This is a genomic window from Thalassotalea sp. G20_0, assembly GCF_017744175.1.
Taxonomy (GTDB): domain Bacteria; phylum Pseudomonadota; class Gammaproteobacteria; order Pseudomonadales; family Endozoicomonadaceae; genus Endozoicomonas.
This window is the reverse complement of record NZ_JAGHQV010000012.1, coordinates 107,351-123,100: the sequence shown is the minus strand read 5'-3', so window position 1 is coordinate 123,100 and position 15,750 is coordinate 107,351. Positions and strand designations below refer to the sequence as shown.

The window sequence follows — 15,750 nt, the reverse complement described above, 5'->3', positions numbered from 1 at the left end:
ACGCCGCCACTCTTAACAGTATTGACCCGGTTATGGAATTGGTATTAAAACGATATTCCCTGATCAAGGTTGTCTATGAATAGAAGCAGTAAAGAAAAGATAGACAGAAATTGCAGTTCTGCTAGTTCTGCTAGAAGAAGAGGAAGAAATGGGCAGAAAGTGAAAGGCAGCGGGATACACTGCCTTCAGAAAATGCGTTGCCAGGAATCAGCTGCGCTTGCCGTATACGCTCACTTCGGCATATTTGTGACCACCCACAGCAGTTCTGTAGTCCATCTCAATCTTGTTGATAACGCGGTCTTCATCCAGCAGACGGTATGGCAGTGAACGCTTGCCCTGATGCAGACGCCTGTTGATGTGGATATTCTGAGACTCGCCATTACCAAAAACCACCCGGATCTTCTTCATGAAAATTGGCGCTCTGCTCACTTTAAATGCAATGGTATCGTACTTACCCTTAAAACCACTTACATGAATGACATCCTGCTCGCTCTGGAAAGACACACGACGCTCGCCGAGTTTTTTCCAGTCATCCGCCATAACACCAAAGCTCAGCACGCTCATCAATGCCAGGGTCAAAAGCTTTTTCATAGTAATCTTTATCAACTCTTACTGGTAAAATAATTCAAGCGGATATTAAGGAAACTGGCGCCAAAGCCATAGTCAGTAGACATCCAAAAATACGGCGACTTATTACTACGAACAGAGATTACAACACGTAAACACCCGACCATTTGCAGCCATATTTACTGACTTCAAATGGCCGGACACCAGACGAGATCAATCAAATCCCGAAAAAAATAAACTTCAGAACAAATAATGTGGCCAGAATCCACATACTGATACTGACTTCATTAGCCCTGCCCGCCAACAGTTTTACCAGTGGGTAAGCGATAAACCCGAGAGCAATACCGTTAGCGATGGAAAAGCTCAGCGGCATCATAATGGCAGTAATCAACACCGGACCCGCTTCCGTCAGATCATTCCAGTCAATGTTCGCAAGGCTCCCGGCCATCAGCACGGCAACATAAATCAGGGCACCAGCTGTCGCATAGGCGGGAACCATGGCCGCCAGTGGCGAAAGGAACATGCAGAGCAGGAACAAAACACCCACAGTGACGGCTACCAGGCCTGTTCGTCCGCCTGCTGCGACACCTGAAGCACTTTCTACATAGGATGTCACCGTCGGTGTTCCCATCAGAGCACCTGCCCAGGAAGCGGTGCCATCGGTAACCATCGCCCGGTTCATGTTGTGCATCTTACCATTCTCGTCAGCCAGGCCAGCTTTATCGCCAACGGCAATCAACGTTCCGGTGGTATCAAACAAATTCACAAACATGAAAGCAACGATAACGCCCAGCATCTCCGGTTTCAGGGCACCCATGATATCCAGTTTGCCAACCACAGGTTCAAGGCTCGGTGGAGCGGAGTATATTCCCTGAAAGGCGATATCCCCGGCCAGAAGGCCTATGCCCGACACAACGACAATGGCGGTCAGCACAGCGCCTTTAAAGCCACGGTAAGCCAGCCCAAGAATCAACAGCAGACTCAAACAGGCCATCACCGGGCTGAACTGGGTAATATCACCCAGCGTGATAATAGTGCCCGGGCTGGCCACCACAATACCGGCATTTTTCAAACCAATCAGCGCGAGGAAAAGGCCAATACCGGCGGTAATACCCACTCGCAGACCTTTCGGAATGCTGTTAATTATCCACTCACGGATTTTAAACAGGCTCAGCAGCATAAAACCGATACCCCCCCAGAAAACGGCACCCATCGCCTGTTCCCATGAGTAGCCCATACCCAGCACAACGGCATAGGCAAAGAACGCATTCAGGCCCATACCGGGTGCCAGGCCTACGGGCCAGTTGGCATACAGGCCAATAGCGATGGAGCTCAAACCGGCGACAATACAGGTAGCCGCAAACAAAGCGCCTTTATCCATACCGGCATCGGCAAGCATACCAGGTATCACAAACACCACGTAACACATGGTGACAAAGGTGGTGAAACCAGCCACCAGCTCGGTTTTTACCGTTGTGTTATGCTCCTTAAGCTTGAATAACCGCTCGAGAAAAGTAGGTTTCTCATCTGCCAAAGGCAGTGGTCTTGTATCCGCTCCATTCATAGAGGCTCTAATCCTGTTGTTGAAAATTTTAAGATCCCGGTCATACGGAAGCAGAGCCTCCCAGATTCAGGTACCTGTATTCTGTCGTGAAAATCTTTATCCAGCCTGGCAAGACTAACAACCTGGATTGGAACAATGCAAATTTCTGACTATATAGTCAATAAAATTCACAGTTGTTAGCTTGCTATTTTCCTGACCAGATAGTCAAATTAATGCAAATTAACAGGCTGGAAATGCCATACAGCGCGCCCAACGAGAGCTTCAGAGTCTGTTGCAAAAGGCCTGTCATGGCATAGAAAGACAAAATAAAAAGAAAAGGACATGCCATCGTGATTCGCTTTCTTCTTAACGATCGGCTCATCGAAGTTGAGGACACCGCTTCAGATACCACGGTTCTTGATTATCTTCGAGGCAACGCTGAAACCAGCTCTGCAAAGCCTGCCACTGAACAGCGTACTGGCACCAAAGAGGGCTGCTGCTCAGGCGACTGTGGCGCATGCACTGTTGTGGTGGGTGAGCCAGAGGGCGATCGGCTGAAATATAATACCATGAACGCCTGTATTGCGCTGCTGCCTTCGCTGCATGGTAAGCAGCTACTGACCGTAGAAGATCTGGCAGGCTCGGCCCACCCACAAGATAACCAAAATAACAAGAGCGAGTTACACCCGGTACAACAGGCACTGGTTGACCACCATGGGTCGCAATGTGGTTTCTGTACCCCGGGCATTGTGATGTCGTTATTTGCGCTTCACCATGAACCTCCGGAAAACCAACCGGATGTTCTTGAGGCCCTGGGTGGCAACCTGTGCCGATGCACTGGCTACCGCCCCCTGGTTGATGCCGCTGAGAGCCTGGCCAATGGGCAACCGGATGACAAATTCTTCAGAAACCGGGCAGAAACTTTATCCAGACTACAAACCATAGAACAACAGGGCAGTGTCAGCGGTCACGGTGCATTTATTCCTGCCAGTGAAGATGAGTTCGCCCGGTACCTGGTGGAAAACCCTGACGCCAGAATTCTGGCCGGTGGGACCGATCTTGGGCTCGACGTGACTCAACAGCTGAAGAAAATAAACAAACTGGTATTGGTAAAGAATATTCCTTCTCTGCAGACCATTCACGAGGAAGACAATGAGCTGGTGATTGGTTCGGCTGTTACTTATCGGAGCCTGAAACCCATATTGTCGAAGTACTTTCCTGAGTTTGCGCAGATGCTGGACCGGCTGGGCTCCCAGCAGATACGCAATCAGGGAACCCTGGGCGGTAACATCGGCAACGCCTCGCCCATAGGCGACACTCCCCCTGTGTTACTGGCGCTGGATGCTTCTCTGGATCTTCGTCACGGAGACACCCTCCGCAATATCCCACTGAACCGGTTTTTCCTGGATTACAAAAAGACTGAGCTTAAATCCGGCGAGTACATTGCCCGAATCCGTATTCCCACAACCCCTCATCAGTTGAAAGTCTATAAGCTCAGCAAACGCTACGGTGATGACATCTCCACCGTCCTGGCCGCGATCAATCTGGAAACCAACGACGATGGACACATAACCAGGGCAAGAGTGGCATTGGGTGGCATGGCGGCCATCCCCAGGCGTGCAGACCTGTGTGAGCAGATATTAACGGGATCACCACTGAACCAGGAAACGCTCAGTCAGGCCAAGGCCGCTCTGTGTCAGGAGTTCAGCCCCATGTCCGATGTCCGGGCCAGTAGCGAGTATCGTCTTGTAGCAGCCTGCAATTTGCTGGAGCGTTATTTTATGGAACTGTCTGGCCAGAATGTAAGGATTATCAGTCATGCGTAAACTACCGGATCTGGCCAGTGAACAGCAGCAAAGTCCTAAAAGCGGGAACCGCTCGGCTAAACACGACAGTGCTCATCTGCATGTGACGGGTAAAGCCCTCTATATTGATGATCGTCCGGAAATGGCCAAGCAACTGCATGCCGGGTTTGGTCTTTCCACAGAAGCCCATGCAGACATCGTCAGCATCAATTTTGAGGAAGTCTGGAATACGCCCGGTGTTATTGCGGTCATCACCGCAGACGATATTCCGGGCCACAAAGATATTGGCCCTGTCTTTCCGGGCGATATGCTACTGGCCGATGGCCGGGTGGATTATATCGGCCAACCGGTGTTTGCCGTGGCAGCCACCTCCCATAAAGCGGCAAAATTAGCAGCCCGCAAAGCCGTGATTGAATATCGTCCGCTGGATGCCATTCTGGGTATTGATCAGGCCATGGCGCAAAACTCCTTTGTACGGCCTGACCACACCATGAAAAAAGGCGACGCCGGACAGGCCATTGGTAATGCGGATCACCGACTATCGGGACAGATGTCGAACGGTGGACAGGAGCACTTCTATCTTGAGGGACAGATTGCCAGCGTGATTCCCCAGGAAGACGGTCAGCTCCATGTATATACCTCAAGCCAGCACCCTTCTGAAGTGCAAAAGCTGGTCGCTGAAGTCATTGGCATACCACTGAATAAAGTGGTGGCCGATGTGCGCCGTATGGGCGGTGGTTTCGGTGGCAAGGAGACCCAGGCCGCAGCCCCGGCCTGTATTGCGGCACTTTTGGCGGTAAAAACCGGCCGACCGGTGAAGTTTCGTATTGATCGACAGCAGGATATGCTCTCTACCGGTAAACGACACCCTTTCCGCCATCGCTATACCGTGGGTTTTGATCAGCAGGGCCTGCTGGCAGGTGTTGATATCGAACTGGCCGGTGATGCCGGGCACTCCCCGGACCTGACCGACGCCATTGTCGACCGGGCCATGTTCCACTCTGATAACGCTTATTATCTCAATAACGCCACCGTGATCGGCCATCGCTGCCGAACCAATACCGCATCCAATACCGCTTTCCGAGGCTTTGGCGGACCTCAGGGCATGCTGGTTATTGAACGGATTATGGACGACATCGCACGTTCAACCGGGCTGGACCCACTGGAGGTTCGCAAGAGAAACCTCTATGGCATCACTGACCGGAATACCACCCATTACCATCAGCGCGTGGAACATAACGTACTGCATGAGGTGATCGGCCAGCTGGAAGAAAGCTCAGACTACTGGCAACGACGGGAAGCCATCCGCGCATTCAACCAGCAAAGCCCGGTACTGAAAAAAGGGTTGGCGTTGACACCGGTGAAATTTGGTATCTCTTTTACCGCAAAACATCTGAACCAGGCCGGTGCTCTTGTCCATGTCTATACCGATGGCAGTATTCAGATCAACCATGGCGGTACCGAAATGGGTCAGGGTCTTTATATCAAAGTCGCCCAGATCGTGGCCAACGAGTTCGGTGTTTCTCTGGAACGGGTGCAGGTGACGTCCACCCGCACCGACAAAGTACCCAACACGTCACCCACTGCGGCATCCAGTGGTACCGACCTGAATGGCAAGGCCGCTCAGGATGCCTGCCAGAAAATCCGGGATCGTCTGGTTGACTTTGCCATTGAGCACTATGGCGTCTCAGGGCAGGAAGTGTCATTCCATGATGACGAAGTGCGTCTTGGTGAACGTCAAATGCCGTTTGCCGACTTTATCCAGGCGGCATATCTGAACCGGATTTCCCTATCCAGCAGTGGTTTCTACAGCACGCCGGAAATTCACTACGATCGGGAAACCGCCAGTGGCAGACCGTTTTACTACTTTGCCTGTGGTGCTTCCGTGTCAGAAGTCACCGTGGATACGCTGACCGGTGAGTACAAGGTGGATCGGGTGGACATTCTTCATGATGTGGGCCACTCACTGAACCCGGCGATTGATCGGGGTCAGATTGAAGGCGGTTTTATCCAGGGCATGGGCTGGATGACCACCGAAGAACTGGTATGGGACGACAGTGGACGTTTGCTGAGTAATAACCCCGCCACCTATAAAATCCCGACCATTGAAGATATGCCACCGGTATTCAATGTCGAGCTGTTCCAGCAGCCAAACCCGAAACACACCATCTATCACTCCAAGGCAGTAGGCGAGCCCCCCTTTATGCTGGGTATGTCGGTGTGGTGTGCCATTCGGGATGCCGTATCCAGCCTTTCGGATTATCAGGTTAATCCACAAATTGATGTGCCTGCCACCCCGGAAAGGGTATTGACGGCCGTCACATCCATAAAAAAGACAGCGCTATAAAACGTGTGATGGGAGAGGATATGTGGATTGATGCCCTGGCCAGGCTTCAGCAAACCGGCGAGTCCGGTGTACTGGTGACTATTCTGGGGTCAGCAGGTTCTGCCCCCAGAAAATCTGGCAGTAAAATGGTGGTCACGACTGACCAGTGCTTTGATACCATCGGTGGCGGGCAACTGGAATTTCTGCTGATCCAGAAAGCCCGGGAACTGCTGCTTAACCATCACTCAGAGCCAGTTCTGGAGCACTTTCCCCTTGGCCCGAAGCTTGGGCAGTGCTGTGGTGGCAGTGTCAGTGCGCTGCTGGAACCGATCACCACCTGTGGTTTTCATATTGCCCTGTTTGGTGCCGGTCACGTGGGTCATGCGCTGGTGAATGTCCTGGCGCCTCTGGATTGCCAGATTACCTGGATCGATAGCCGGGAAGCACTGTTTCCTGAACAGCTGCCGGGAAATGTCCGGGTCTGCATCAGTGATCAGCCGGAGCTGGAGGTAGAAAACCTGCCAGAGGATACGTTTGTTCTGGTGGTCACCCACAACCATCAGCTGGATTTCGCCATTGCCGAAGCAACACTAAAACACGACCAAAGTCGTTGGTTGGGTGTTATTGGCTCAGAAACCAAGGCAAAGCGTTTTCGTCAGCGACTGGAACACAAAGGCAGTTTCTCGCCAGCCCAAATAGAGCATATGCGCTGTCCGGTTGGCCTGGAAAGTGTTGGGGGACGAAAGCCTGCTGAAATAGCCATTGCGATTGCTGCTGAAATTTTATCCATACACAATGGCAATCGGGGTGAGAACCATAAAAAGCGCGAAGGTATCCCTTGGCAAGGCTTGAAAAAACTCTTACATTCTCAGCAGCATGAAGTTGCCCAATGATAATAACTAACGTGTGTAGATACTATGCTGTCATCTATCCCGGCTTTTCTCAGGGGTTGCCTTTCCGCGAGTGTGCTCGTGATAAACACCCTGATTATGAGCATACCTTTACTGGCATTCAGTATTAGTCGTTTTCTGATACCGATCAAACCGTGGCAAAAACTATGTACCCGCCTGTGCATCGCTATTGCTGAGTGCTGGATCAGCATCAACAGTGGCTGGATGAAACTTACCCGGAGGATGCAGTGGCAAATTGCAGGACTGGACAGCCTGCAGAAAGATGAATGGTATCTGGTCACCTGTAACCACCAGTCCTGGGCGGATATTTTGATTGTCCAGCACCTGCTGAACCGCCGAATTCCCATGCTGAAGTTCTTTCTGAAACAGGAGCTGATCTGGGTACCGGTGATCGGGTTATGCTGGTGGGCCCTGGACTTCCCGTTTATGAAACGCTATTCACGGGCCTATCTGGAAAAGCACCCGGAGAAACGCGGTGAAGATCTTAAAGCCACCCGAAAAGCCTGTGAAAAGTTCCGGGATGTTCCGGTATCGGTTTTTAACTTTATTGAAGGAACCCGCTTTACCGATGCCAAACACAAGCAACAGAAGTCGTCTTTTCAACATCTGCTGAAACCACGGGCCGGCGGTGTTGGTTTTGTGCTTGGAGCCATGGATCAACAGCTGCGCACTTTGATTAATATCACCATTGTTTACCAGGACGGAGTGCCATCGTTCTGGGATTTCCTCTGCGGCCGGGGCGGTGCCATCAACGTCAGGGTTGAAAAACAGACAATTTCTGACGCTTATCTTGGTCGGGATTACAGTAATGATGAGGTATTTCGGGAACAGTGTCAGAACTGGGTGAATGAACTGTGGACTGAAAAGGACCAGCTGATTCTGTCAGTCAAGGAAAACCACGCCAGAGCAGTGGCTGTTGAGCATGAGTAAGGAATGGTCCTTAATTAACTTCCCGGTTTATACGTTGAACAAGTTATAAAAGCCTTGAACCACAAAGACACGAAAGCACAAAGGAAGCTTTTTTTGTTTGCTGAGCGTAGCTCAGGCAAGCCCGGAAAAAACCTTCGTGTCTTTGTGCCTTTGTAGTGCCCTTCTGTTAAGGCCTTTCACACTCCCCGGGACTGCGCGAGTCCATGAAAAATTAGCAATAGTTCATCATTCTGGTGATATAATCCCGCGCCAAATGCCCATTGATCGGTCTTCTGCATTCGAGTGCCATCAGTTCATTACCGCACGGTAACGCCCTTCTTACGGGACATTACTTTTCTGAATACTCATCGGAAGCAAGCATCATTACCGTTGGTCGAGTCCTGCGAACCTGATGTGCCAGTTGATCAACAGGGCAAACTGATCATGCTCCATTTAATGAGGAACAACTATGCTTCCGGTTGAACGTCGCGAACATATTCTTGCTTTTGTTGAAGAAAAAGGCTGTGCCAACATCGAAGAAATGGCCGAACGTTTTGATGTCTCCCAAATGACCATCCGTCGTGATATTCGTACCCTGGAGCAAGAAGACAAGCTGCGCGTGACCTATGGCGGAGCTGTGTCCAAAAGCTTCCTGATGGAAGATATCCCTTACGAGAAGAAAAACGCGGTGAATATCGAAGAGAAAAAATCCATCGCCCATGAAGCCCTGAAGCAGATTCGTGAAGGGCAGATCGTTCTGCTGGACTCTGGTACCAGTACAATGGCGCTGGCCAAACTGATGATGCGCATGAAGGTCACCGTAATCACCACTGACCTGAAAATTGCCCTGCAGCTGTCAGACTCTTCAACGGTTAAGGTGTTCACCACCGGTGGTAATGTCAGCGCCATCACCAAGGCGCACACGGATGTTGCTGCCCTGTCATTCCTGGACAGCATTAATGCGGATATCGCCTTCCTGGCCACCAACAGCTGGAGCCTGAACAATGGCGTGACCACGGCATCCAACGATCATTACTACATTCGTCGTAAAATGATGGAACGGGCCAATAAAACTGTTCTGCTGGCGGATTCCAGTAAATTTGGTGCCTCCAGCATGAAAACCATTGCCCGTCTGGAAGAGCTGGATTGCATTATCACCGACAGCAAGTTTGATGAAGAGAATCTGGCCGCGATCCGCGAAGCCGGTGGCAATATCATTCTGCCGTCCTGACCAGAGATCATCTTCCGGGAGCCCTGTGGCTCCCTTTATCCTCAATTTTCTACCATCCTCGCTACGGGCGCTATTCTCGGTCAGCCTCCTGGTGCAGGACAGCGCTAATACCCATTCTGCCATGAATTCCTTAATGTCTACCCTGAGAGCACTCCCTTATTCACCCTGCTTTAGCGGGGTCTTTGCGAGACTCTCTAAGGCGGCGCTTTCTTTGGTATTCCCTATGGTAATCCCTTTTGTGTTCAACGTAGGCTGGATCTTTGCGAAGTTCCCTTTGGCGCTCCCTTTCGCGCTCCCTTTCATAGTGTACGTAAGCAGGGTCTTTACGACGCGCCTTGATTTTTTCCCTTCGGCGCTCCTTTTCGCGCTTGGCGTAAGCGGGATCATTATGGTAGCGCGCCCTTTGACGAGCCTTGATACGTTCTGCGTAAGCGGGATCATTCTTGTAGCGCTCCCTTTGGCGATCCTTTTCACGTTGTCTGTAAGCAGGGTCTTTGCGAAGCGCCTTTTTGTTCTTCCTTGAGCGCTCCCTTTCGCGCTGTGCGAAAGCGGGATCATTCTGGTAGCGCTCCCTTTGACGACTCTTTTTGCGTTCTGCGTAAGCGGGATTATTCTTATGGTGTTCCCTCTGGTACGCCCTTGGGTGTTCACCGTTTGCGGGATCTTTGCGAAGCTCTTTTTTGCGCTCCCTTTCGCGCTGTGCGTATACGGGATCATCCTGGTAGCACTTCCCTTGACGTGGCCTTTGGCGTTTTACGTAAACGGGGTCATTCTGGTACCGATTACTTTGACGTTCAATTAGTAATGAGCAACTTTCGTCAGGCTTCTTACCACTTAACCCGGCTATATTGTCTGATGGCTCCATTTCATACTCTGCGGTGGTCTGAGTTTGGTTTTCGTTATGATGAAAAGAGTGCGCCGATAAGCCTGGCAGGGATGATTGACCTAAACCTAAAATTGACTGGATCGAAAAACGTTCATTATCCGGAATATATCCAGGAGCAGGTGTATCATTCTGGGCGTCTGTCCTGGCTGGTAAGTGAACCGGATGATCTTTTGTAGCATGGCTGACAACGATTACTACCGACCTTTTTTTAAAATGGGGATTAAGAAATGGATTATGAAAAGGCACCGTTGGCGGCTGAAAGTGATTTTCAGTCATCTCATCAGTACACATGGGACATAGAAAAGAGTCTGCTTCTGCAACACCACGGAAGAAGGCATGCCCTGATGCAGCAGATTCAGAAAAAGTGACATCCCGGACAGAAGAAAATCGATCAGAATCTGCCTGTAATTGAACATAAGAAATAGGACTATGCATTAAATTATTGAATTTGGGTAATTGACCTTTAGCTTAAGATCAATTCCTCTTGTAAAAGTTCCTCCTTTAACGCAACCCATTCAATATTTTGTGTAATCTGACCACTGTACACGACAATTCTCAGTCTATTCCTCAATCTCTGCCATATTGAGTCGAACCTGAAGTAACCTGCTTCTAGAATACTACCTGCCGGCAGACAGGTTGTACTAAAACCCTTATTGTTAACAACTTGCATAAAATCCAGACAAAAAGAAGCCGCAGCTTCTTCAGAACCATTCGTAAGGGTGAAAGTCTCATACTGACAAGTACCATGGATCTACTTTATTAGGAAATGGGAAGACATGGGCCTTGATGACTTTATCAATTCCGCCAGTTTCTTCTTTCAGAATATGCCGGTACGTTTTGAACTTCTCTTTAGCCTTTGGACTATTTTCACCGTACGACAGATCAAAGGCTTTCTTCAGGTGCTCTGCCGCATGGTAAAAGTCGATAATTTCATGACCTTCAGGTAAATCGCTGGAGAGATATGTCCAGTTGTCTTTGGCTCCATCTGCGACTTTCACCAATGTCAGACCCGGCTTTTGTTCAAGGACCTTATTCAGGTGATTCTTGATGGACTGTTTCAATGTCTCCTTTTTGCTCTCGGGCATTCGCCCCATCCTTATGGTGGATAGACGATTACCCAGATCATCATAAAACGACAGCGTCCCACAACTGGCTTCCTGACAACCCGCAGGGCCTCTGATACGCTTGCCTTCAGCTGCTCCCTTGTCCCGTTTTTCCTGACGCTTTCCGTCCTTCATAGGCAGCATTACACCATCAAGAGAGGCCGCTACCGTCACAGCATTGGCTGGAACCGGAAAGTTGTCTGCCAGAATATACTCAAAAGGTTCAAGATACTGTTCCCACCGTTCACTGAGTTTTGCAGGAAGACGAGCCAAAGTACTGGCCGACGGTTTCATATTTCCCAGCAACTCAAGAAGGCTTGCAACTTCGGTTGGTGGCAACTGAGCTACCATCCATGCCGCTTGCTTTGCCGCCCTGGGTAACCAGAACCCTTCAACAATCCCTGCCTGGAGTTCCAGGGGGACTATACATTTGCTTCCTGAGCCGGATCGATACAGGGTTCGCTTTACTCGGACAGGGCCAGCAGCAGATTGGTATGTCTGATGATTTTGAGCCACCCTGCGATAAACGGTGCCCTTGACCTCAATAGAAGGTTCATTGACGTCCAGTTTTTGGAGGTCTTCAGAGAGAATCTCCTGTTCTGCAAGAGCCATGAGGTTATGCAGTTCATTTTCGTAATCCTCCCAGTGGAGCTCATGGCATGACTGGCGAAGAAGAGATAACCGATGTTGCAGCATCTCGATTGCAGGGCAGTGATTACTAGCGGGAATGGTCAGTGGGTGACATACTTTCATGGAGGGCGGCCTCTCGCAGATGATTCTTTTGTCACATGAAAATCATAGCTGCGTTTGGTCGCCTTTCTTGTTCGGGTATTTTGGCTCTGGGACGTAAATTCTATGCTCCAGGGTCTGTAGTTGTGTTCAGTATGAGACTTTCACCCTTACATTTATCAACATTCCACCGAAATGAACTTCTGAACAGAACAGCAGTCTGCTTTTTATATTCTCATGAATTAATGAAATATAATTATGGATAGAAGCTCTGCTGGTATTAGTGGTCAATACGCAAGATCAGGCAATGATGACAACCAACCGGATTACCAGGCCACTTCTTCACGGCGTGGACGATATAGATATACCACAGTCAGACAATGGGATACCCCCTCCCGCACTGCCCCGGGGCGTCATGAGTTTTACCATGCTTCTTTCAAACGCTCTTCTCAACATCTAAAGAACCGTTCAGTAAACCCTGCTCAGGATTTTAATGCTCTCACCAGACAGAAAATAATGGATCGCCTGGTGAATAAATCTTATCGTTTTGGTGATCGCTATAATGGGAGACATCACGGTCAATATGCCAGCTTAATTAAAAAATACACGTCAGCTGCTAAAAGACCGTTGAATCGTGCGGAACAAAGCCAGCTGATGCGTTTGTTGGAAAATTTTACCGCAACACGGAGCTGGAATTGGCTAAGCCTGACGACAACATTTCATTCATTGACTTCAGCGGGTGTTTTTACCCCTCATAACCCCATGGATGGGCGTGTTAAGCGCACTCAAGCTGCCTTAATGACAACGCTACTGGATGCAATCATATTCAAGTGCAACCAAAAACCTGAAGCCGTGGATATTGATGCCCAGGGAATCGCCAACCTGCTGTGGGCCATGGCAAAACTGGTAGACAGCGGGCAGGAGCGAACACCAGGGCTCAACGAGGCTGTGACCGCACTGTTGCCCCACATGAACGCACAGAAAAACCAATTTATTCCTCAGCATATTGCCAACCTGCTGTGGGCCATGGCGAAACTGGTGGACAACGGGCAGGAACAGACGCCAGAACTCAATGAGGCCGTGGCCAGTTTATTGGCCGATGTGAACGAACATAAAGCTAACTTTAATCCACAGGAAATCGCCAACCTGCTGTGGGCCATGGCGAAACTGGTGAACAATGGGCAGAAGCGAATACTAGAATTCAACGAGGCCATGGCATCCTTGTTGCCCCTCGTGAACGCACAGAAAGACCAATTTATTCCTCAACATATCGCCAACCTGCTATGGGCCATGGCGAAACTGGTGGACAACGGGCCAAAGCAGACACCAGGGTTCAAAGGGGCCGTAGCCACGCTGTTGCCCCTCGTGAACGCACAGAAAGACCAATTTAATGCCCAGGGCATTGCCAACCTACTGTGGGCCATGGCAAAACTGGTGGACAACGGGTACGAACAGACACCAGATCTCAACAAGGCCGTGGCCGCGTTGTTGTCCCACGTGAAAGCACAGAAAGACCAATTTAATAGCCAGGGCATTACCAACCTGCTGTGGGCCATGGCGAAACTGGAGGACAACGGGTACGAACAGACACCAGATCTCAACAAGGCCGTGGCCGCGCTGTTGCCCCACGTGAACGCAAAAAAAACGCAATTTATTCCTCAGCATATCGCCAACCTGCTGTGGGCCATGGCAAAACTGGTGGACCACGGGCAGGAGCGCACACCAGGGCTCAACAAGGCCGTGGCCATGTTGCTGCCCTACGTGAACGCACAGAAAGCTAACTTTAAACGACAGGAAATCGCCAACATGCTGTGGGCTATGGCGAAACTGGTGGACAACAGGCAAAAGCGAACACCAGGGCTCAACGAGGCGGTGGCCGCTCTATTGCCTCACTTGAACGCACAGAAAGGTAACTTTAAACCACAGGATATCGCCAACCTGCTGTGGGCCATGGCAAAACTGGTGGACAAGGGGCAGGAGCAAACACCAGTGCTCAAAGAGGCTGTGGCCACACTGTTGCCCCACGTGAACGCAAAAAAAAACCAATTTATTCCTCAGCATATCGCCAACCTGCTGTGGGCCATGGCAAAACTGGTGAGCAAGGGGCAAGAGCGAACACGAGGGCTCAACAAGGCCGTGGCCGCGCTGTTGCCCTACGTAAACGCACATAAAGACCAGTTTACTCCTCCGCATATCGCCAACCTGCTGTGGGCGATGGCGAAATTGCTGGACAACGGGCAAGATAGGACTCCAGAGCTTACAGAGGCCGTGGCCGCACTGTTGCCCCACGTGAACGCACAGAAAGATAACTTTAAACCACAGGGTATCGCCAACCTGCTGTGTGCCATGGCGAAACTGGTGAATAGCGGGCAGGAGCGGACATCAGACTTTAACGAAGCCGTGGCTGCGCTGTTGCCTCACCTGAACGCAGGGAAGCACCAATTTAATGCCCAGGGAATCGCCATCCTGCTGTGGGCCATGGCGAAGCTGGTGGACAAAGGGCAGGAGCGAACACCAGAGCTTAACGGGGCCGTAGCCGCGCTGTTGCCACAGGTCAACAAAGAGAAAGCTAACTTTAAACCACAGGAAATCGCCAACCTGCTGTGGGCCATGGCGAAACTGGTGGACAGCGGGGAGTGGACATCGGCGCTCAACGAGGCCGTGGCCGCACTATTGCGCCACGTGAACACACAGAAAGCTGACTTTAAGCCAAAGGAAATCGCCAATCTGCTGTGGGCCCCGGCGAAACTGGGTGAGTTCGTTGAGCTGAACGTGGTGACCTCTACGTTTGCATCGCTTGTTTACCGAATCAGTGAAAACCCTCAGCTCTCACAGCAAGACCTATTGATTTCTCTCTGGGGAGTCATGGTTTGCTGTGCCAGGTTGTCTCTGAACTCTAAAAACAATAACTGGCTTGAAAAGCACATGGATGACCTGTTTACTCGTGTGGAAAATACATTCCTGCACAATGAAGAGGATCAACGCATCATTGCCATGGCCGCCAGTTGGCTTGGGAGAGCGTGCCCGGTCGTCCCCCGTTACCCGACTGCCAGGTCAAAACCTCAATCCGAGGTCCGCCATCTACTCCAATCATACTTTCCCTCTTTGCGGATTGAAGAAGAAAAGAGTCTGAATTCATTACCTCCGGTTGACCTGCTCTTGCCAGATCACAACATAGTAATTGAAGTTCAGGGACCGTCCCATTACGTGGGTGGTGATTTCAACACCAGGAATGGTTCGACGCTGCTGAAAATCGCACTGTTGCAAAAAGCAGGATTTGAGGTCATTGACATTCCGGTTAACAGGCTTTTGAATCAGGATTTAATGAAACCATACATTGATCAAATAAAAACCAGGACAGGGATCCCGCCACAGGGGCATGGCTCTGTATCACTTAAAAGAAGGTGGGCAGATTCGGCATACGTTACTGCTGATAAAGGCAGGCAGCCGACAGATCACGGTTACATAACCGCCGAAAAACAGTTAGAAGAACCAACCGGCAAACCAGCCAAGAGGAAGAGAAAAAACAACCAGTAATTCCCTCCTTCTGACGACCCGGGAACAGTTTTCTTATTCCAGGAAAGTTCTACCAGCGTTGAAGACCTGTTACCCCTGAATTTTGCCCCGGATGTTTTGAAGATAACGAATTGGTGGCATCAGGAGCAGATGCGTTTCTCCAACTGCTTACATTTATCAACATTCCAACAAAATGAACTTCTGAACAGAACAGCAGTCTGCTT

Annotated in this window: 10 protein-coding genes; 6 read left to right on the top strand and 4 right to left on the bottom strand. The window is 50.3% G+C overall.

What is annotated here, in order from left to right; genetic code table 11:
* Positions 1-207: 207 nt before the first annotated feature.
* A complete protein-coding gene (locus J7438_RS09760) occupies positions 208-591 on the bottom strand; it encodes a DUF2541 family protein (protein WP_209203837.1) in 384 nt (127 codons plus the stop codon).
* A gap of 193 nt (positions 592-784) precedes the next feature.
* Complete coding sequence (locus tag J7438_RS09755) at positions 785-2,131, bottom strand: NCS2 family permease (protein WP_209203836.1); 1,347 nt, start codon at positions 2,129-2,131, stop codon at positions 785-787.
* A gap of 329 nt (positions 2,132-2,460) precedes the next feature.
* Here J7438_RS09755 and xdhA point away from each other — a divergent pair, with 329 nt between their 5' ends.
* The 5 genes from xdhA (at position 2,461) to J7438_RS09730 (ending at position 9,292) form a co-directional block, all read left to right on the top strand.
* Entirely contained in the window at positions 2,461-3,936 is a 1,476-nt protein-coding gene (gene xdhA / locus J7438_RS09750; protein ID WP_353620115.1) for a xanthine dehydrogenase small subunit, read from the top strand.
* Complete coding sequence (xdhB, locus tag J7438_RS09745) at positions 3,929-6,262, top strand: xanthine dehydrogenase molybdopterin binding subunit (RefSeq protein WP_209276384.1); 2,334 nt, start codon at positions 3,929-3,931, stop codon at positions 6,260-6,262. Before xdhA ends, xdhB begins: the two co-directional genes overlap by 8 nt.
* Before the next feature lie 8 nt (positions 6,263-6,270).
* Complete coding sequence (xdhC, locus tag J7438_RS09740; protein WP_286196500.1) at positions 6,271-7,134, top strand: xanthine dehydrogenase accessory protein XdhC; 864 nt, start codon at positions 6,271-6,273, stop codon at positions 7,132-7,134.
* A gap of 24 nt (positions 7,135-7,158) precedes the next feature.
* Positions 7,159-8,082: a 1-acylglycerol-3-phosphate O-acyltransferase, YihG family gene (yihG, locus tag J7438_RS09735; protein ID WP_209276382.1), complete on the top strand. Its 924-nt coding sequence runs from the start codon at positions 7,159-7,161 to the stop codon at positions 8,080-8,082.
* 448 nt (positions 8,083-8,530) lie between these two features.
* A complete protein-coding gene (locus J7438_RS09730) occupies positions 8,531-9,292 on the top strand; it encodes a DeoR/GlpR family DNA-binding transcription regulator (protein ID WP_101748183.1) in 762 nt (253 codons plus the stop codon).
* A gap of 160 nt (positions 9,293-9,452) precedes the next feature.
* Here J7438_RS09730 and J7438_RS09725 read toward each other — a convergent pair whose 3' ends face one another.
* Together J7438_RS09725 and J7438_RS09720 are read right to left on the bottom strand one after the other, a co-directional pair.
* The gene (locus J7438_RS09725; protein WP_209276381.1) at positions 9,453-10,157 is read right to left on the bottom strand and encodes a hypothetical protein; all 705 of its coding nucleotides are present in this window, start codon (positions 10,155-10,157) and stop codon (positions 9,453-9,455) included.
* Between the two features lie 749 nt (positions 10,158-10,906).
* Positions 10,907-12,034, bottom strand: a complete 1,128-nt coding sequence (locus tag J7438_RS09720; protein ID WP_209276380.1) for a hypothetical protein — start codon at positions 12,032-12,034, stop codon at positions 10,907-10,909.
* Between the two features lie 234 nt (positions 12,035-12,268).
* Here J7438_RS09720 and J7438_RS09715 point away from each other — a divergent pair, with 234 nt between their 5' ends.
* Positions 12,269-15,547, top strand: coding sequence for a DUF1601 domain-containing protein (locus J7438_RS09715; RefSeq protein WP_209276379.1), 3,279 nt, complete (start codon positions 12,269-12,271; stop codon positions 15,545-15,547).
* Positions 15,548-15,750: the final 203 nt, after the last annotated feature.

Coding starts and splice junctions, on each gene's coding strand:
- J7438_RS09760 (WP_209203837.1), bottom strand. CDS start 591: ATGAAAAAGCTTTTGACCCTGGCATTGATGAGCGTGCTGAGCTTTGGT.
- J7438_RS09755 (WP_209203836.1), bottom strand. CDS start 2,131: ATGAATGGAGCGGATACAAGACCACTGCCTTTGGCAGATGAGAAACCT.
- xdhB (WP_209276384.1), top strand. CDS start 3,929: ATGCGTAAACTACCGGATCTGGCCAGTGAACAGCAGCAAAGTCCTAAA.
- xdhC (WP_286196500.1), top strand. CDS start 6,271: ATGGGAGAGGATATGTGGATTGATGCCCTGGCCAGGCTTCAGCAAACC.
- yihG (WP_209276382.1), top strand. CDS start 7,159: ATGCTGTCATCTATCCCGGCTTTTCTCAGGGGTTGCCTTTCCGCGAGT.
- J7438_RS09730 (WP_101748183.1), top strand. CDS start 8,531: ATGCTTCCGGTTGAACGTCGCGAACATATTCTTGCTTTTGTTGAAGAA.
- J7438_RS09725 (WP_209276381.1), bottom strand. CDS start 10,157: ATGGAGCCATCAGACAATATAGCCGGGTTAAGTGGTAAGAAGCCTGAC.
- J7438_RS09720 (WP_209276380.1), bottom strand. CDS start 12,034: ATGAAAGTATGTCACCCACTGACCATTCCCGCTAGTAATCACTGCCCT.
- J7438_RS09715 (WP_209276379.1), top strand. CDS start 12,269: ATGGATAGAAGCTCTGCTGGTATTAGTGGTCAATACGCAAGATCAGGC.